At 58.5% G+C, this 15,995-nt stretch carries 19 protein-coding genes; 14 read left to right on the top strand and 5 right to left on the bottom strand.

Going from position 1 to position 15,995, the window contains the following annotated elements; all coding sequences use genetic code 11:
• Nucleotides 1-9: 9 nt before the first annotated feature.
• Genes hemW through rdgB form a run of 3 tightly spaced genes read right to left on the bottom strand, consistent with a single transcriptional unit; the run spans nucleotide 10 to nucleotide 2,518 of the window.
• Nucleotides 10-1,143 carry a radical SAM family heme chaperone HemW gene (hemW, locus tag ACFOOP_RS04130; RefSeq protein WP_379879598.1) on the bottom strand — a complete coding sequence of 378 codons (1,134 nt, stop codon included), beginning with the start codon at nucleotides 1,141-1,143 and terminating at the stop codon, nucleotides 10-12.
• Nucleotides 1,140-1,910 carry a subclass B1 metallo-beta-lactamase gene (gene bla / locus ACFOOP_RS04125; protein ID WP_379879597.1) on the bottom strand — a complete coding sequence of 257 codons (771 nt, stop codon included), beginning with the start codon at nucleotides 1,908-1,910 and terminating at the stop codon, nucleotides 1,140-1,142. Before bla ends, hemW begins: the two co-directional genes overlap by 4 nt.
• Nucleotides 1,910-2,518: an RdgB/HAM1 family non-canonical purine NTP pyrophosphatase gene (rdgB, locus tag ACFOOP_RS04120; protein WP_379879596.1), complete on the bottom strand. Its 609-nt coding sequence runs from the start codon at nucleotides 2,516-2,518 to the stop codon at nucleotides 1,910-1,912. The genes bla and rdgB overlap by 1 nt, the downstream gene beginning before the upstream one ends.
• Nucleotides 2,519-2,886: 368 nt before the next feature.
• On the opposite strand from rdgB, the gene ACFOOP_RS04115 reads away from it, so the two are divergent.
• Genes ACFOOP_RS04115 through ACFOOP_RS04100 form a run of 4 tightly spaced genes read left to right on the top strand, consistent with a single transcriptional unit; the run spans nucleotide 2,887 to nucleotide 3,960 of the window.
• Complete coding sequence (locus tag ACFOOP_RS04115) at nucleotides 2,887-3,021, top strand: hypothetical protein (RefSeq protein ID WP_379879595.1); 135 nt, start codon at nucleotides 2,887-2,889, stop codon at nucleotides 3,019-3,021.
• Complete coding sequence (locus ACFOOP_RS04110; RefSeq protein WP_379879594.1) at nucleotides 3,021-3,176, top strand: hypothetical protein; 156 nt, start codon at nucleotides 3,021-3,023, stop codon at nucleotides 3,174-3,176. The genes ACFOOP_RS04115 and ACFOOP_RS04110 overlap by 1 nt, the downstream gene beginning before the upstream one ends.
• Before the next feature lie 47 nt (nucleotides 3,177-3,223).
• On the top strand, nucleotides 3,224-3,736 hold the full coding sequence (locus ACFOOP_RS04105; RefSeq protein WP_379879593.1) for a DUF2975 domain-containing protein: 513 nt from the start codon (nucleotides 3,224-3,226) through the stop codon (nucleotides 3,734-3,736).
• Nucleotides 3,736-3,960 (top strand): helix-turn-helix domain-containing protein, encoded by a 225-nt coding sequence (locus tag ACFOOP_RS04100; protein WP_379879592.1) that lies wholly within the window; start codon nucleotides 3,736-3,738, stop codon nucleotides 3,958-3,960. The genes ACFOOP_RS04105 and ACFOOP_RS04100 overlap by 1 nt, the downstream gene beginning before the upstream one ends.
• 6 nt (nucleotides 3,961-3,966) lie before the next feature.
• Here the strand turns inward: ACFOOP_RS04100 and ACFOOP_RS04095 are convergent, their stop codons facing one another.
• A complete protein-coding gene (locus tag ACFOOP_RS04095) occupies nucleotides 3,967-5,262 on the bottom strand; it encodes an MFS transporter (protein WP_379879591.1) in 1,296 nt (431 codons plus the stop codon).
• 132 nt (nucleotides 5,263-5,394) lie between these two features.
• On the opposite strand from ACFOOP_RS04095, the gene ACFOOP_RS04090 reads away from it, so the two are divergent.
• Together ACFOOP_RS04090 and rlmN are read left to right on the top strand one after the other, a co-directional pair.
• On the top strand, nucleotides 5,395-5,886 hold the full coding sequence (locus ACFOOP_RS04090; RefSeq protein ID WP_379879590.1) for a GFA family protein: 492 nt from the start codon (nucleotides 5,395-5,397) through the stop codon (nucleotides 5,884-5,886).
• Nucleotides 5,887-5,963: 77 nt separating this feature from the next.
• Nucleotides 5,964-7,112, top strand: a complete 1,149-nt coding sequence (rlmN, locus tag ACFOOP_RS04085) for a dual-specificity RNA methyltransferase RlmN (RefSeq protein ID WP_379881501.1) — start codon at nucleotides 5,964-5,966, stop codon at nucleotides 7,110-7,112.
• Here the strand turns inward: rlmN and ACFOOP_RS04080 are convergent, their stop codons facing one another.
• Nucleotides 7,113-7,421 carry a DUF1244 domain-containing protein gene (locus tag ACFOOP_RS04080; protein ID WP_379879589.1) on the bottom strand — a complete coding sequence of 103 codons (309 nt, stop codon included), beginning with the start codon at nucleotides 7,419-7,421 and terminating at the stop codon, nucleotides 7,113-7,115. It abuts the gene before it with no gap.
• A 55-nt stretch (nucleotides 7,422-7,476) separates the two neighbouring features.
• Between ACFOOP_RS04080 and arfB the strand changes: the two genes are divergently transcribed.
• The 8 genes from arfB (at nucleotide 7,477) to ACFOOP_RS04040 (ending at nucleotide 15,967) form a co-directional block, all read left to right on the top strand.
• Nucleotides 7,477-7,896 carry an alternative ribosome rescue aminoacyl-tRNA hydrolase ArfB gene (gene arfB, locus ACFOOP_RS04075; protein WP_379879588.1) on the top strand — a complete coding sequence of 140 codons (420 nt, stop codon included), beginning with the start codon at nucleotides 7,477-7,479 and terminating at the stop codon, nucleotides 7,894-7,896.
• A gap of 73 nt (nucleotides 7,897-7,969) precedes the next feature.
• On the top strand, nucleotides 7,970-8,689 hold the full coding sequence (locus ACFOOP_RS04070) for a 2OG-Fe(II) oxygenase (RefSeq protein WP_379879587.1): 720 nt from the start codon (nucleotides 7,970-7,972) through the stop codon (nucleotides 8,687-8,689).
• A 28-nt stretch (nucleotides 8,690-8,717) separates the two neighbouring features.
• Entirely contained in the window at nucleotides 8,718-9,467 is a 750-nt protein-coding gene (locus ACFOOP_RS04065) for a hypothetical protein (RefSeq protein ID WP_379879586.1), read from the top strand.
• 193 nt (nucleotides 9,468-9,660) lie between these two features.
• The gene (locus ACFOOP_RS04060; protein WP_379879585.1) at nucleotides 9,661-10,239 is read left to right on the top strand and encodes a hypothetical protein; all 579 of its coding nucleotides are present in this window, start codon (nucleotides 9,661-9,663) and stop codon (nucleotides 10,237-10,239) included.
• A gap of 86 nt (nucleotides 10,240-10,325) precedes the next feature.
• Complete coding sequence (locus ACFOOP_RS04055) at nucleotides 10,326-11,861, top strand: M20/M25/M40 family metallo-hydrolase (protein ID WP_379879584.1); 1,536 nt, start codon at nucleotides 10,326-10,328, stop codon at nucleotides 11,859-11,861.
• A 270-nt stretch (nucleotides 11,862-12,131) separates the two neighbouring features.
• A complete protein-coding gene (locus ACFOOP_RS04050) occupies nucleotides 12,132-12,887 on the top strand; it encodes a hypothetical protein (RefSeq protein ID WP_379879583.1) in 756 nt (251 codons plus the stop codon).
• 55 nt (nucleotides 12,888-12,942) lie between these two features.
• Nucleotides 12,943-14,013, top strand: coding sequence for a glycerophosphodiester phosphodiesterase family protein (locus ACFOOP_RS04045; protein ID WP_379879582.1), 1,071 nt, complete (start codon nucleotides 12,943-12,945; stop codon nucleotides 14,011-14,013).
• Between the two features lie 91 nt (nucleotides 14,014-14,104).
• Nucleotides 14,105-15,967 (top strand): DUF885 domain-containing protein, encoded by a 1,863-nt coding sequence (locus ACFOOP_RS04040; protein WP_379879581.1) that lies wholly within the window; start codon nucleotides 14,105-14,107, stop codon nucleotides 15,965-15,967.
• The last annotated feature ends 28 nt before the right edge of the window (nucleotides 15,968-15,995 follow it).

The following is a 15,995-nucleotide window of genomic DNA, read 5'->3' as shown; positions in this document are numbered from 1 at the left end:
TTTGTGGCCTTAAGCGAAGAGTTCGTAAAGGACGCGGTTCAAAATCCGCCGTCCGTCGGTGGTGGCGGCGAGATTTTCTCCGTCCCAGGTAAGCAGCTTGTCGCCAATCAGGCGGTCGATGCGTTCATAGGCGCCGGCCCCGGCGGCCACGTCGGTGAAGAACGGATCCGTTTCGTGCAACGGGATGCCCTTGCGCAGCCGCAGCCCCATGGTGAAGCGCTCCATAGTCGCTCCACTCTTGTTCAGGATCGTTTGCGTATGAGGCGCCCCGGCGAGATAGTCTTTCGGCGCGAGCGGCGTTTCGGTCGCGACGCGGTCGCCCTTTTCGGTCAATCTGCCATGGGCGCCCGGTCCAACGCCGACATAATCGCCATAGGTCCAGTAAACGAGATTGTGCCGGCTCTCCTCACCCGGTCCAGCATGATTGGAGATTTCATAGGCGGGAAGCCCCGCCGCCGCCGTCATCTCCTGCGCGGCGTCATACATGTCTGCGGTGATGTCATCCTCAGGCGGCGACCAGCGGCCTTTCTCTACAGCGGTGGCGAATGCCGTGCCAGGCTCAATTGTAAGCTGGTAGAGTGAGAGATGCTGCGGCCTCAAGGCCAGCGCCTCGCCGAGTTCCGTGCGCCAGTCGTCCAGCGTCTGGCCGGGGCGGCCATAGATCAGATCGAAAGTGACGCGGGGGAAGGCGGTTTTTGCGGCTTCAATTGCGTGTTTGGCAGATGCTGCGTCATGATCGCGGCCAAGAAAGTTGAGCGCCTCATCGCGCAGGCTTTGCACGCCTAAAGATAGGCGGTTGATTCCTGCCTTGGCGAAGGCGTCGAAACGCGACTGTTCCGCGTCGGTCGGATTGGCTTCAAGAGTGATTTCGGCGGCCGGCTCAAATCCCCAAAGGCGCGTGCAAGTTTCGATCACGCTTTCGATGACCTGGAGCGGCGCTAGCGACGGCGTCCCGCCGCCAAAATAGAGGCTTGTCAGCTTACGTCCTTGCGTTCGCGCAGCGTAATGCTCGAGGTCGCGCTTCAGCGCAGCGATCCACGCCGCTTCATCCACGGCGCGGTTCTTATAGACGTTGAAATCGCAATAGGGGCAGATGCGCACGCAATAAGGCCAATGCATATAGACGCCGAGGAGCTTGGTCACTGCGCCGCGGCCGCCTTTTCCGCAAGCTCGATTGTGTGATCGAGAAGCTCCCGTCCACCCATGGGTCCGTGGGATGGGATGACGATCTCGGCGTCAGGAAAAGCCTCGGCGATGTTCCTCACGGCTTGCGCCCAGTGGCCCACATCACCGTCGGCAGTGTTGCCGAGATTTTTCGACGCGCCGGTTCGAATGAGACATCCGCCAAACAGCACTTTCGCCGGTGCGTAATAAACGACGATATTGTCGCGTGTGTGACCCGGGCCCGGATAGAAAACCGTCACGCCTTCCTCATCTTCAGCGCCGAGCAGCATTTCGCGGTCTGTGCCGTCGAGAATGGAATACATGGTCTTGCGCAAGCCCCGCGCCGGCGCGTCTTCATTTGTGAGAGGGTGGGCTCTCCCGCCAATGCCGTTCTTTTGTAGCGCGCCCATGCCGCCCATTTTGTCGGCATGCGCATGCGTTACGATGGCGATGTCTGGACTCTCTCCCACTTCGTTTTTGATTAGTGAAAGAAGCGCCTCGGTTTCTTCGTCCGTCCAGGCTGTGTCGACAAGGGCGACGCCGCCTTCGGTCCTGACCACAAGACCTTGCGACAAGACGAGACCCCAAGGGTCGACATAATCATAGCTTTTGTGAATCCAGACATTGTCGGCGATTTTTTCAAGCGTTGGCGCGGGTAGCGCTTCCGCTTGCTGGGACGTTTCTTCGTTTGTTGCGCAAGCTGCCAGAGCAACAAGGGCTAGAGCGGCGAGAAATTTTTTCAACATCAAAAATGCGCTTTCATCAGTTTACGGAACGCATCCGCGCGGTGGGAGATGTCGTGTTTTTCGTCCGGCTCCATTTCCGCGAAGGTGACATGATAGCCGTCCGGAACGAAGATCGGATCATAGCCGAAGCCTTTTTCCCCGCGCGGCGGAAAACACAGGACGCCCTTGATCTCGCCTTCGAAGGTTTCGGTGTGCCCGTCGGGCCAGGCGAGGCAGAGGGCGCAGACGAATTTCGCGGAAAAGTCCTCCGTGCCGCTGTCAAACAGCGCGGATTCCACCTTTTTCATGGCTGCACCGAAATCCCGGGGCTCGCCCGCCCAGCGGGCCGAAAATATCCCCGGGGCGCCGGAGAGGGCGGTTACGGCAAGGCCACTGTCGTCGGCCAGCGAGGGCAGGTTTGCAGCCTTCGCAGCGGCCAGCGCCTTCAATTCGGCGTTCCCGGCGAAGGTCGTTCCGGTCTCTTCAGGGTCATCCAGGCCAAGTTTTTTTGCCGAGACCGCCTCAATCCCCAGTGGGGCCAGTAATTCATTGATTTCCCTTACTTTTCCGTCGTTGTGAGAGGCGATCACAAGGCGTCCAGGCCCTAATTTCCGCACATTTTCGCCCATGTTTTTATCCCTTATCGAAAAAAAATTATCGTTTTTCGGCAAAAACCACTTGCATTGTTTTTCGATAAGTCTATATCGATAATCAACAAGACGGTGATCAACGCCGCAAGCACAGGGCCCCGGGGGCCGGAGAAATACCAGACCCGGGGTGAAAAGAAAAAGGCCGAAAAGACCGGGAGAACCGGCGAAAAGAGCCAAAATGGAGAAACCCGGGGAAAGGTCGGCCCCACCCGAGAAAAAGGGAAAACCGGCCAAACAACAGGGCCCGAAAGGCCCAAATAGCAGCCCGAAAAAAAGAGCGGCGGAAAAACCGCCGCTCAAGAAGATCAAAAACGAGCCGCTAACACAGGAAAGAAAAGGAGAAACCCATGCGCTTTGCTAACTCAAACTCAAGTGTCGATAAATTTGGCTACTTTGTCAATGGACTGGCCGTATTCCTGACCATTTCTGTCATCGCCGCCGGTTATGTCTCGGCGATCGGCTCCTTCGCAGGGGTGGCGTAATGTCCAAACTTTTCCACAGAACAGCGGCGGCGGCGTTCGCCGCCTTCGCGGCGGCGAGCCTTTATTCCCTCGCCGTCGCCTCCCCCGCCGAGGCCGGGGCTGACGACGCCCGGCAAAGCTGCGAAAAAGCCTTCTGCCTGATCGCCCTGTTCTAGGGACCGGGAAGGCTTTTTCGATTGCTCGCCAAAACGGAGATTTCAATATGCGCGCGATAGGCAAGGGATCGCTATCGTCGATTCTCGCAGTCGGCCTTCATGTCACGCGCGTGATCTTGTGGATCATGCTGGGCCTGGTGACGCTTGCGTTAATCATTCTCCCCTTTGCGCCGGCTGTCGCTGACCTTTTTTCGCAGTCTGACGGGATCAATATTGACGGCGTCGTCGACGCTGAAGACTTCATCAAGGTCTCCTACGCTTTTGTCACAACCGCAGTGATGTTGTTTGTAGTGAACCGCCTTCTCGAAATTTTAAAGGCGCTGCGCTTCGGCTCGCCTTTTGTCAGGGAGAACGCTGACCGGTTTCGCGGCATTGGCTATGCGCTGTTGATGGGCGAGGGCGCCAAATTCGCTTTCGGCTTTCTGTCGCTGATTTTTGACGCCGATGTTGATCTCAACATGACGTTCCTCGCCTGGCTCGCGATCATCACCGTGTTCGTGCTGGCGGAAGTTTTCCGTGAAGGCGCGCGCATGAAAGAAGAACAGGACCTCACCGTTTAATGTCGATTTCCGTCAAACTTGATCGGGTTTTGCTTGACCGCGGCATGTCGCTGACGGAGCTTTCCGAACGAGTAGGCGTGACGATCGCTAATCTTTCCATTCTGAAAACCGGCAAAGCCAAGGCGATCCGTTTTTCGACGCTCGAAGCGATCTGCAAGGAGCTCGACTGCCAGCCGGGGGATATTCTTTTCTTCGACGATGACGGCAAGATGGCGGCCGATTAGAACGCCCTATTGATAGGGCGCGGCGGCGGGTTCGCTGGTCGCTTCTTCCGGCACATCATCCGCATGGGGCGCAATCGCCGCGCCGACCTTCCGGCTTCTCCAGACAAAAACAAGCAAGAACATAGCGAGCGTGGTCGACAGGATGAACGGCGCCTGCGGCGTGTGGGCGTAAAGCCAGAAAGCGATGGCGGGCGAGACGATAAAGCCTGACGCCGTCGCCGCGCCGGCAAGGCTGATGGCGCCGCCCTGTTCGTCAGGTTCGACGGCGAGGGAGGCGGCGGCGGTCACCGCGGGGAAGGCCATGCCCGACCCCAGGCCGCTCGCCACCATGCCAAGAACTACAGGCCAGAGGTGGTCGGATAAAAGGATCGTTAAGTGGCCGGCGATCATCAGCGCAGGCGCGATCCGCATCAGCCGCGCCGGAGAAAGACGCAGACGCTGCACGATCACCAGTTGCGCAAAGAGTGACGCCATGGCGCCGGCGGTCAGCCCGATGCTGACATAAGCGGGCGCCTCAACCGTCGAATAGCCGAGGCGGTCGATGAAATAAAATGCAATGGTCTGGATCGGAATGGCGTTGATCACGGAGAATGTCAGCGCGGTGATGAGGAACGACGTCAGGCGTTCATCGCCGAGCTTGACGCGCTTCCCGTGCTTGCGCTGGGTCGGTCCAGTGCGTTCCGGGAGGAAGGCGAAGACCGCGAGCATCATCACAAAGCCAAGCGCGGAGGCCGCGAAAAACGGAACGATGCGGCCGAGCAGCGACGCCGCCGCGCCAAAGCCGGGGCCGAGCATGGCGCCGAAGCCGAAAGCGGCGGAAAAGCTGGCGATGCCTGCGGTGCGGTCATGCTTGGAGGTGCGGTCGGCGATATAGGCTTGCGCGGCCGGCGGCCCGGCGGAGCCTACAAGGCCGTAAATGCTGCGCATCGCCACCAGAAGCACATACAGCGGCAGGCCGGATAAAGCGCCCGCGAGCCCGAGCATGATCGAGCCGCCGAAAAGCGCCATGGAAAGCGCATAGCCGATCATGCCGATCAGGATGAACGGCTTGCGGCCCTTGTGGTCGCTCATTCGTCCCCAGATCGGGCCGGTGAACACCCAGGCGGTGGCGGAGACGGCGAAGATCGCGCCGACCTGAAAATTTGACAGGCCGATTTCCCGCGCCAGCGGCGGCAGCACGGAAAAGACAATGGTCTGTCCCATACCGGCGCAGACGGCGCCCACCAGCAGGAGCGCGATGGCGATCCTGCGTTGCGTGGCGGTGGTGGCGCCCGCGCCCGGCGGCGGCGCTGTTGAAGTCATGAGGCTGGGTTCTCCAAAGGCTCTCTCACCACGGTGCGCGCGCAATGGCAATCGTGAATGGCGCCCAATGTCGGCCTTGCGGCGTTTCGACTTCACCCGTTAAGCTGGGGCTTCCTATAGAGGGAGGCGGCGATGGAAGGCTCTTTTTCCGCTGAAGGCGGCTGCGCCTGCAGACAAGTGCGCTATCGCCTGACGGCGCGCCCGCTTTACGTTCATTGCTGTCATTGCCGCTGGTGTCAGCGCGAGGCCGGGGCCGCCTTCGCCCTGAACGCCATGATCGAGATGGATTGCGTCGAAATGCTGGGCGTGGACACGGTTTGCATCGATACACCTTCGGAGAGCGGACGCGGACAAAAGATTCATCGTTGTCCCAACTGCCAGGTCGCCTTGTGGAGCCATTATGGCGGGGTGGGTCCGGCCATCGCTTTCATCCGTGTGGGAACTCTTGATGATCCGGACCAGATTCCCCCCGATATCCATATCTACACGGAGTCCAAGCAACCCTGGCTCGAGTTGAAACACGATATTCCGGCGGTCAAAGGCTTCTACAAAAGGAGCGAGTACTGGCCGGAAGAGAGCGTTGAGCGCTTGCGCCTCGCCAAGGAAGCGTTTGCGGCGAAATAGGCGGCTTGCCGGGTGATTGCCGCCGCCCAATTGCGGGCCAATTGCGCGGCTCGGCCCAAACGCCTATATCCCCGGCCATCATGACTGAACTCGATCTCTCCGCGCGGCCCGCAAAAGCAGGGCTTCAAAATCTCGCCGGCATGACCCGCGATGAGATCGCGGGGCAATTGCGCGATGCGTTTGGGCTTGATGAGAAAAAGGCGCGCATGCGCGGGGCCCAACTCTGGCGCTGGATTTACGTGGCTGGCGCAACCGACTTCGCGGCCATGACCAATATTTCAAAGGACATGCGCGCCGATCTTACCGAGCGGTTCGTTGTGGCGCGGCCCGAAGTGACGGAGCGTCTTGTCTCTGTCGACGGCACGCGGAAATATCTGATCCGTCTCAGCCCCGGCGTTGAAGTCGAATGCGTGTACATCCCCGATGTGGGGCGCGCAGGCGCGTTATGTGTCTCGTCACAGGTTGGCTGCACGCTCGCCTGCACATTCTGTCATACGGGCACGCAGAAACTTGTGCGCAATCTGACCTCGGCTGAAATCGTCAATCAGGTGATGGCGGTTAAGGACGATCTCGAAGAATGGCCCTCCGGCGGCGACGACCGGCGGCTCTCCAATATCGTCTTCATGGGCATGGGCGAGCCGCTTTATAATCTCGATAATGTCGAACGCGCTATTGACGTCATTTCCGCCGATGACGGCATTTCGATCTCGCGCCGCCGCATCACCGTTTCGACGTCCGGCGTCGTGCCGGAAATGCACCGGCTCGGCGCGGAAACCTCGGCGATGCTGGCGATTTCGCTTCACGCCACAAATGACGCCCTGCGTGACGAGCTGGTGCCGATCAACAGGAAATATCCGATCAAAGAACTGATGGACGCATGTCGCGCTTACCCCGGTCTTTCCAATGCGCGTCGCATCACATTTGAATATGTGATGTTAAAAGGCGTCAATGACAGCGATGCCGAAGCGCGCGCGCTGGTGCGTCTTCTTAAGGGCATTCCGGCGAAGATCAATCTGATCCCGTTCAACCCGTGGCCGGGCGCGCCATATGAATGTTCAAGCTGGGAGCGGATTGAAGGCTTCGCCGACATCATTTCCCGCGCCGGATACGCCTCACCGATCCGCACGCCGCGCGGCCGGGACATCTTCGCCGCCTGCGGACAGTTGAAGTCGGAAAGCGTGAAGAAACGCGCGAGTGACGCGCGCAAAGAGCGAATGGCTCTGTAACTACGCCTTATCTTTCCCTCTCGCCTCGAATGCCGCCATCTGTTCCGGCGTGGCTTCTTTCTGGTGTTTCGATTTCCATTCTGAATAGGGCATGCCGTAAACGCGCTCGCGGGCTTCGTCTTTCGTCATCGACACGCCTTCCGCTTCCGCTGCTTCACGTTGCCAGTCGCCGAGGCAGTTGCGGCAGAAATCGGCGAGGATCATCAGGTCGATATTCTGCACATCCGGGCGGTTCTGAAGATGCGAAACAAGGCGCCGGAACGTGGCGGCGTCGAGTTTTTCCTGAAGCTCCGGCGAAATCTCGGTCATGGCGTTTGCCCTCAAAATCAGTTTTCGTTTTTCAACCTAAAGTGTATTGAGCCTCATGGCGATTTCAATTGGCGATATCACAATTCCCGACTGGGAGCTTGTTGAGACATTCATCCGCGCCTCCGGGCCTGGGGGACAGAATGTCAACAAGGTCGCGAGCGCGGTGCAGTTGCGCTTCAATGTGAAGAACTCGCCGTCACTGCCCGACCCCGTGAAGGCGCGCCTCAAATCCATTGCCGGGCGACGCATGACCCGCGAGGGGGAGCTGGTGATCGAGGCGAAGCGGTTCCGCTCTCAGGAGCAAAACCGCGAAGACGCCCGCGACCGCCTCGCCGCGCTGATTGAGCGCGCTGCGACGCCGCCGAAGAAACGGGTCAAAACTCGCGTGACGCCGAGCCAGAAGCGAAAGCGCCTCGACGACAAGCGACGCCGCGCCGAGATAAAAGCAGGCAGGACGAGAGTGACGGGCGATTAGTCGCGACGGGCCCTCTCCCTTTTCCGTCGCGCCCATGCCACGATAGGCGCGCCTGGAGGCGACGGATTTTACGATGAAACTTAACCCCACTCTCGACCCGGATGAGCTGCATCAGCGCTACAAGGCGCTGGGTCGCATCTCGATCCCAAAGGTGCTTGACGCCGAAGATGCAAAAGCGCTGCGCAAGGCGATCGACAGGGAGCCCCATAAAAATCTCGTCTTTTTCGCCAATGGCAAGCATTTCGATATCGACGCCGCCGGCTGGCGCGATCTCGATGCGGAGAAAGTCGGCACGACGGAAGACATCATTTATGTCGAGGCGCAGAAGGGTTTTTCCTATTACTACGAAAATATTCCCGTCTATGATCGCTGGAAGGCCGGAACCGAACTCGGAAGTCAGTTGAAAGCGGCGGTTGAGTTTTTAAACGCCGAGCCGTTCCTGAATTTCGTGCGCCGCGTGACAGGCTTTGGCGACATCGCCTTCGCCGACGCGCAGGCGACGCTTTACGGGCCCGGCCATTTCCTAACGCTCCACAATGATGCGGTGGAGGGGAAAAACCGCCGCGCCGCCTTCGTCCTGAACCTGACGAAGGAATGGCGCGAGGATTGGGGCGGATACCTTAATTTTTTCGACGAGGACGGGCATATTGAAGGCGCGTTCATGCCGTCCTTTAATACGCTGAATATGTTTTCGGTGCCGGCGGCCCATTCGGTCGGGTTTGTATCGCCATTTGCGGGCGAGACGCGCGTATCGATTACGGGTTGGCTGCGCGCCGGCGAAGATCAGGATTAACGGAAAAGCTTTTCAGAAGAGAACATTTATGGATCGAGCGGCGAGTATCGAAGAACAGCGTGCGGAATATGAAAAGCGCGGATGGACCATGGCGCGCAAGGTCATGCCCGTCGAAGTTGCCGATGCGACGCTTTACAAGTTTCAGCAAGAGCTCGGCGGCGACTGGGAAAGTTATCAGGGCGATTACATCAAGACCTTTCTGACCGACAAGAAAGCCTATGAGTGTTATTCCTTCGACTATACGCCCATGGCGATGCTGCAATGGGGGCTGACCTCTTATATGTCGACCGTTGTCGGAAAGGACCTGTTGCCCTCGCACGCCTATTTCCGCGTCTACCGTCAGGGCGATGTCTGTCACCTGCACAGCGACGCCATGAATTGCGAGCACGCCATGTCGCTGACGCTCGGCTATTCCAATGACTATATCTGGGAGCTGAATATCAGCGATAAATATTATGATGCTAAAGAGCGACGACCCGCCGATATCGCCAATGAGGAAGGCGACATCAGGCTGCATGGCGCGCCCATGGGGATTGGCGATGCGGTCATCTATAACGGCATCAATTATCTGCATGGCCGGATAAGCCCCAACCCCAATCGCTGGTCGGCGCACATCTTTTTTCACTGGGTCGATCGCGCAGGCAGCTTCGCCAAATACGCATTTGATGAAAAATGGCGCGATGTCGTGCGTCAGGCGGATTTCAAGTTTCCCGACGACGACGCGCCGGAAAAGGTCAATCCGAACCGCGCCGAAATGGTGAAAGAGCGCGGACGATAGAGCGCCGGGCGAAAATGGGAAGCTGGTTTTTCGCATTAGCGGCGCGACCAATAAAACTTAGATCATCGGCGCGATTCTCATTAACCGCCCGATGATCGCGTCCCCTATAATATTTGGTAATCCAGTCGCGCGGGCGGAGAAAGTCGCCTAGACTGCGCAGGACTATTTGATTCACCAAAGGGGAGTTTACGGTATGAAAAAACTGATCATGGCGATTGGCGCGGCGATGATGTTTGCGGCGGGCCCGGCTTTCGCGGGAGAGGCCGCGCTGACGGCGGATGCGGCGAAACGCTTTGTCGCCTCGCTTCCGTCCGTGGAGAGCCTCGGCAAAAAGCTTGAAGCCGAAGGCCGGACGGACGAGATGCGTGTTGATACGCAACCCAAGCCGGGCGAAGAGTTCAAGCCCTTTTCCAATGCGGTGAAGTCGCTGAAAGTGAAATATCCCTCCGATTACGGACAGCTTTCTTCCGCGTTGAAGCCTCATGGCTTCAACGCGGAGGATTGGGGCCTTGCCGGCGATCAAGTGATGATCGCTTATCTGGCGCTGAAGATGGAAAAGGAAAATCCGGGCGTCATGGCGCAAATGGAGGCGATCGACCCGGAAATGCTCAAGATGATGCCGCCGGAAATGAAGGCGCAAATGGAGCAGGCGAAAATGATGATGGCGACGGTCGCCGCCGCCTCGCCGGAAGATAAGAAAGCCGTAGCGGAAGTTGAAGACGAGCTTGACGCCTACATGGAGAGCCAGGCATCGCAACATTCAATGCACTAAGCCTTTGCAAGCTTTTGCGAACAGAGCTCGGACGTGGTTTTATCCCGTCCGGGCTTTTTATTTTACAACGTGACGAGGGGCGACCGATGAAACATATGATTGCAGCGATGGCGGGCGGTTTCGCGCTGCTCTCAGGCGCGTTTGCAAATGATACCGAGGCGGCGGTGGCGGCGGCGCGCGATTGGCGCACGGCGCATGGAGCCGACATTCTCAGCGGGTTCGTTGATTTGCTGTCGCTTCCCAATGACGCCAATGATGCGGAAAATATTCGCCGCAACGCGGACTATATCAGCGGTCTTTTTAAAGAGCGCGGTTTTCAAATGGAGTTGCTGGAGAGCGATGAGGCGCCGCCTCTGATATATGGCCTTCGCGAGACGCCGGGAGCCGAACGCACGATCGCTATCTATGTTCATTATGACGGGCAGCCGACGGAGCCTGCGGAATGGACCCATCCGCCTTTCCAACCGCGCCTTTATTCGCGTGCGATGACCGAAGGCGGAGAAGAAATTTCGTTTCCTCTGGCGGGTGAGGCGGTTGACGAAGACTGGCGGCTCTATGCGCGCTCTGCGAGCGATGACAAGGCGCCGATCCCGGCGCTTCTCGCCGCAATCGATGCGCTGGACGAGACAGGGATTGGTTTCACGTCGAACATCAAACTCATCTTCGACGGAGAGGAAGAGGCAGGCTCCGATTATCTCGACGACTATCTCGCGGCCTATGCAGATAAGTTCGCTGATGTCGATCTCTGGCTTTTTTGTGATGGGCCAACCCATCAGAGCGGCAGCCCGCAACTTGTATTTGGCGTGCGCGGCGTCACCGACATGGAGGTGACGGTCTACGGCCCTAATCGCGGTCTGCACAGCGGCCATTACGGCAATTGGGCGCCGGGGCCCGGCTGGCGGCTTGCACAGCTTCTCGCCAGCATGAAGGATGAAAAGGGCCGCGTGTTGATCAAGGATTTTTATAAATCCACGGCGCCGATTTCCAAGGCGGAGCGCGCCGCTATTGCAGCCATGCCGGATATTGACGATGAATTGCGCGAAACTTTCGGGCTTGCTGAAACGGAAATGGACAATGCGCCGATTGCCGAGCGCCTCCTGCTGCCGGCATTGAACCTCAAAGGCCTTAAAAGCGCGGAAGTGGGAGCGCTGTCGCGCAACGTCATCCCTCCTTCAGCGACGGCGTCAATCGGCGTCCGGCTTGTGAAAGGCAATGATCCCGAAGAGATGCTGAACATTCTTGAGGGGCACATCAAGAAGATGGGGTATTTCATTACGCGTGAAGACCCGGACGCGGATACTCGCGCGCGTCACCCGCTCATCGCAAAGGTCACGCGCAGCAGCGGCTATCCTGCAATGCGCAGCCGGATGGACGACCCGCGAGTGTCGCCGCTGGTCGGCGCCTTGAGGACGGTCGCGGGTGATGAGTTGATCCTCAATCCGAGCCTGGGCGGGTCTTTGCCGCTATACATGTTTGAGGTGGCGTCAACAGCGCCGATCGTGATCCTGCCGATCGCTAATTACGACAACAATCAGCACGCCGCCGATGAGAATATCCGGATTGGCAATCTCTTCTATGGCGTTGACGCCTATGCGGCTGTGCTGACCATGGGCGCCAACTAGCGTGCAATGAGGTGGGGGGCTCCCGCCGCAGCCATTCTTTGGGGCGAATGGACAAGCTGCGGCGGGGAGCCGGAGGGCTGTGGCGCGCTGTGTCCGTAGTCGGGGCGCTAGCCGGATCAGAACGCACACAAGAGGAAAACGTGCGGCGTCGAAAAATCCGGCGCGGAAAAGTCATAAAAATTTTTCGACGGAATGCGCGCGCGCGGCCGTTAGACCTGTGGCGATCAATATTTGTGTCTGGGTTTAGAATCTGGCGCGGGGCTGCGTGCGATGAAGCTGAAATTCGAGATTTTTTCTGTCGTTTTGATGGCGGCGCTGATGGCGGCTTGCGCCTTGCCGAGACGTGTTGGTCCCAATGGCGGCCCCAATGACGGCTTAGGGGGCGGGCCGCGCGGCGAGGTCGCTGCTGGCCCCTCCGCCGGTGCTGGTCGGCCTTCGGCGCTGCTGGCCGCCGCCCGCGAGCAGCAAGCGAAAGAGGGATGCGCAAAGGCCGCGCCCGCCTATCGCATCGTGGCGAGCTATGGCGAGGGGTATGAAATCGCGCAATATGAACTGGGCGCCTGCCTCATGCAGATGACCGGCGCCGGCGATCCGGAAACGATGCTGTTCCGTCAGGAGGGCGTGTTCTGGCTGTCGCGTGCGGCCTGGGCGGGCGATGCGCGCGCCCAGGGACGCCTCGCCGAAGCGCTCAGCGGCGCGCAAGGTTATGCAGCCTCGCATCTTGGTCCCGATCCCGAGGCGGCGCTGATGTGGTCGCTTGTTTATACGGCGAATGGCTCGCGCGACGTGTATGGTTTGCGGCCGCTGCCGTCGCTTGTGACAGAACATATCGCCAGCGTCCTTTCCGCAGATGCGGAGGAAAGAGCGCGCCAGAAGGCTGTGCAATTCACGCGCGTCACAATGGAGGCGTTTGTTGCGCCAGCCATGCCTCAAACCGCCAGAGGCGGGCGAGATAGCGGCTCCGGTCGTCCGCCGGGCGGCGGCGGGGACAGGCCGCCGCGGCGGCAATTGGAAACGGCGTCTTGAAACCGTCACAGCTAGCCCGCACTCTTCTCCTTGAGACGAAAAGGGGCGGGCGAGGATGGTCAAAAACGGATGGGTTTTTGCAGCGTTGGGGTTGATGTTGGCTGCGTGCGGCGGCCCGGCGCGGAAAGAGGCTGAGATAACTCCTGCCTGGACAACATTGGATGGCGCCCCGCCGCTGGTCATCGCCCATCGCGGCGCCAGCGGATATCTCCCAGAACACACGCTGGAGGCTTATGGCCTTGCGATTGAGCAGGGCGCCGATGTGATCGAGCCTGACCTCGTATTCACGAAGGACGGCGTCCTTGTGGCGCGTCACGACCGCTATCTTTCGACGACAACCGATGTCGCGGCGCATCCTGAATTTGCGGACCGTAAAAAGCCCAACGCAGACCCGAATGACGCGCCGCGCGAAGATTGGTGGATTGAGGATTTCACGCTTGAAGAAGTGAAAACCCTGCGCGCGGTGCAGCCGTTTCCAGGCCGGTCTAAAGACTATGACGGTCTTTATGAAATACCGACTTTTGATGATGTGCTGGCGCTGGTTTCTGCGCGGGCGGATGAAATAGAACGGCCCGTAGGCGTTTATCCGGAAACGAAACACCCCGGTTATTTTCAATCCATCGGCATGGATTTCGAACAGCCTTTGCTGGCGGCGCTCGATGATTTTGAGGCGGGACCGGTTTTCATCCAGTCTTTTGAGCCGGATATTTTGAAACGCCTCCGGGGCAAAGCTGACGCGAAACTCGTGCAGCTTGTTTATAAAGAAACGCCTGGCGCGGGCTCGAATATTCCGCTTACGGAGATAGTAAAGTATGCCGATGGGGTGGGGCCGTCTAAGTTTCTTCTTCTTGGCGAAGGCGGTGAGTCTACATCATTTGTCAAAGACGCTCATGCGCAAGGGCTAATGGTTCATGCCTGGACATTTCGCGATGACCAAAAGAATCCCGCCATTGAAGCCCACTTAACGAAGCAAGGCCTCATAAGTTTCGTTGTCAGTGATAGTTTTCAAGGCCTGCCGGAAGACATCATGATGGAGTATTTCTACATGACCAGCGCAGGCGTTGATGGAATGTTCACTGACTTTCCCGATACGGCCGTAGGCTTTCGCAAGGCGTGGACGAAGTAAATGACTATGCGCCTTGCCCCTTTTCCCCGCATCGCCTAGCTTCTCCGCCAATCGTCGGCGCCGCCGGCGCCAGCTATTTCGGAGCGTTTGAATGACCCTTTCCCGCAAGTTTCTTCTCACTGCTGTTGCTTTTTCCGCCCTGACCGCCGCCTGCGGACAAGGTGAAGCGCCAGGGCAAAACAGCGCCGCTGTCCCTGCCGGCGCCGAGGAAACCGAACAAACGGAATCGGAAAAAATCAACGCCTGGTTTGAAGAACAATTCGAAGCGGGCGTCGCCCGTTCGCCCATGTCACAGACTTTTCTGGGCCGCAAAACCAATTACGGCGAATGGGACAACGCCACGGACGCATATGCGCAGGAGACCCATGCGCTGGAAATGGCCGCGCTTTCGGAAATGCGCGAGACCTTTGACGCCGAAACGCTCGACCTGTCGGCGCAGCTTTCCTATCGCCTCTATGAATATGAAGGCGAACAGTCGGAGCGTAATTTCCCGTGGCGCAATCACTGGTATGAATTCAGCCAGTTCCGCGGACCGCACTCATCGGTGCCGGCGTTTCTCATCAATCAGCATCGTGTCGATACGCTGGAGGACGCAGAAGCCTATATTTCCCGGCTTCGCGGCGTTGAAACCTTTCTCGGCCAGCATCAGGAAAACGCTGAGGCGCAATTCGCCAATGGCGTGAACCCGCCGAAATGGTCCTATCCGCAGATGATCGCGACGTCGAAGAATATCATTTCCGGCGCGCCATTCGACGAGAGCGGCAAAACATCGACGATCCTTGAGGACTTCAACAAGAAGGTGAACGCGCTCGAGATCAGCGATGAGGTTAAGGAAGATCTGCGGTCGCAGGCTGTCGACGCCATGTTGAATTCTGTAAAACCCGCTTATGAATCGCTTATCGCCATGTTTGAAGAACAGATGGAGACAGCGGCCGTTGATGACGGCGCCTGGAAGCTGCCTGACGGCGGCGCCTATTACGCCAATCGCCTGCAACAGATGACGACGACGACAATGAGCGCCGAAGAGATTCATGATCTGGGTCTTTCCGAAGTCGCCCGCATCCATGCGGAAATGGAGGCGATCAAGAACCAGGTCGGCTTTGACGGAAGTTTGCAGGACTTCTTCGTCTATATGCGCGAGGACCCGGATGAGCGCTTCACCTATCCGAATACTGATCAGGGCCGGGAGGAATATCTCGCCGAAGCGACGGCGATTATCGACGATATGCGCGGCCGGCTCGACGAATTGTTCCTGACCAAACCAAAGGCGGACATCATCGTTAAGCGGGTTGAACCCTTCCGTGAGCGCGCAGCAGGCAAGGCGTTTTATCAGCGCCCGGCGCCGGATGGATCGCGCCCCGGCATCTACTACGCCAATCTTTATAATATGGCGGATATGCCAAGCTATCAGATGCGCGCGCTTGCTTATCACGAAGGCATTCCGGGCCACCATATGCAGCTTGCGATCGCGCAGGAGCTGGAAGGGGTCCCAAGCTTCCGCCGATTTGGCGGCTTTACAGCGTATACGGAAGGTTGGGGGCTCTATTCCGAGTTCGTGCCGAAGGAAATGGGGCTTTATGACGATCCCTATTCCGATTTCGGGCGTCTCGCCATGGAGCTTTGGCGCGCAGCCCGTCTCGTCGTGGATTCCGGTCTTCATGACAAGCGCTGGACCCGTGAAGAGGCGATTAATTATCTGCTTGAGAACACGCCGAACCCCGAAGGCGACTGCATCAAGGCTATTGAGCGCTATATCGTCATGCCGGGCCAGGCGACGGCCTATAAGGTCGGGATGTTGAAAATTCTCGAATTGCGCCGCCGTGCCGAGACGGCGCTTGGCGACGGCTTTGATGTTCGCGAGTTTCACGATGTGGTATTGCGCGACGGCGCCGTGCCGCTGGCGATCCTTGAGGAGAATGTGGACGCCTGGGTCGCTAAAAAACAGGCGAGCTAAGATAAGACAATGACGATGCGGCGCATGG

The sequence above is a fragment of the Hyphococcus aureus genome, assembly GCF_042643165.1.
In the GTDB taxonomy this organism is placed as follows: domain Bacteria; phylum Pseudomonadota; class Alphaproteobacteria; order Caulobacterales; family Parvularculaceae; genus Hyphococcus; species Hyphococcus aureus.
Note: the sequence above shows the minus strand (reverse complement) of the source record. Positions and strands in the feature narration are given on the sequence as shown.

What these genes read in the sequence shown, in the direction of transcription:
- bla (WP_379879597.1), bottom strand. Translation starts at nt 1,910, where the DNA reads ATGTTGAAAAAATTTCTCGCCGCTCTAGCCCTTGTTGCTCTGGCAGCT.
- rdgB (WP_379879596.1), bottom strand. Translation starts at nt 2,518, where the DNA reads ATGGGCGAAAATGTGCGGAAATTAGGGCCTGGACGCCTTGTGATCGCC.
- ACFOOP_RS04115 (WP_379879595.1), top strand. Translation starts at nt 2,887, where the DNA reads ATGCGCTTTGCTAACTCAAACTCAAGTGTCGATAAATTTGGCTACTTT.
- ACFOOP_RS04110 (WP_379879594.1), top strand. Translation starts at nt 3,021, where the DNA reads ATGTCCAAACTTTTCCACAGAACAGCGGCGGCGGCGTTCGCCGCCTTC.
- ACFOOP_RS04105 (WP_379879593.1), top strand. Translation starts at nt 3,224, where the DNA reads ATGCGCGCGATAGGCAAGGGATCGCTATCGTCGATTCTCGCAGTCGGC.
- ACFOOP_RS04100 (WP_379879592.1), top strand. Translation starts at nt 3,736, where the DNA reads ATGTCGATTTCCGTCAAACTTGATCGGGTTTTGCTTGACCGCGGCATG.
- ACFOOP_RS04095 (WP_379879591.1), bottom strand. Translation starts at nt 5,262, where the DNA reads ATGACTTCAACAGCGCCGCCGCCGGGCGCGGGCGCCACCACCGCCACG.
- ACFOOP_RS04090 (WP_379879590.1), top strand. Translation starts at nt 5,395, where the DNA reads ATGGAAGGCTCTTTTTCCGCTGAAGGCGGCTGCGCCTGCAGACAAGTG.
- ACFOOP_RS04080 (WP_379879589.1), bottom strand. Translation starts at nt 7,421, where the DNA reads ATGACCGAGATTTCGCCGGAGCTTCAGGAAAAACTCGACGCCGCCACG.
- arfB (WP_379879588.1), top strand. Translation starts at nt 7,477, where the DNA reads ATGGCGATTTCAATTGGCGATATCACAATTCCCGACTGGGAGCTTGTT.
- ACFOOP_RS04070 (WP_379879587.1), top strand. Translation starts at nt 7,970, where the DNA reads ATGAAACTTAACCCCACTCTCGACCCGGATGAGCTGCATCAGCGCTAC.
- ACFOOP_RS04065 (WP_379879586.1), top strand. Translation starts at nt 8,718, where the DNA reads ATGGATCGAGCGGCGAGTATCGAAGAACAGCGTGCGGAATATGAAAAG.
- ACFOOP_RS04060 (WP_379879585.1), top strand. Translation starts at nt 9,661, where the DNA reads ATGAAAAAACTGATCATGGCGATTGGCGCGGCGATGATGTTTGCGGCG.
- ACFOOP_RS04055 (WP_379879584.1), top strand. Translation starts at nt 10,326, where the DNA reads ATGAAACATATGATTGCAGCGATGGCGGGCGGTTTCGCGCTGCTCTCA.
- ACFOOP_RS04050 (WP_379879583.1), top strand. Translation starts at nt 12,132, where the DNA reads ATGAAGCTGAAATTCGAGATTTTTTCTGTCGTTTTGATGGCGGCGCTG.
- ACFOOP_RS04045 (WP_379879582.1), top strand. Translation starts at nt 12,943, where the DNA reads ATGGTCAAAAACGGATGGGTTTTTGCAGCGTTGGGGTTGATGTTGGCT.
- ACFOOP_RS04040 (WP_379879581.1), top strand. Translation starts at nt 14,105, where the DNA reads ATGACCCTTTCCCGCAAGTTTCTTCTCACTGCTGTTGCTTTTTCCGCC.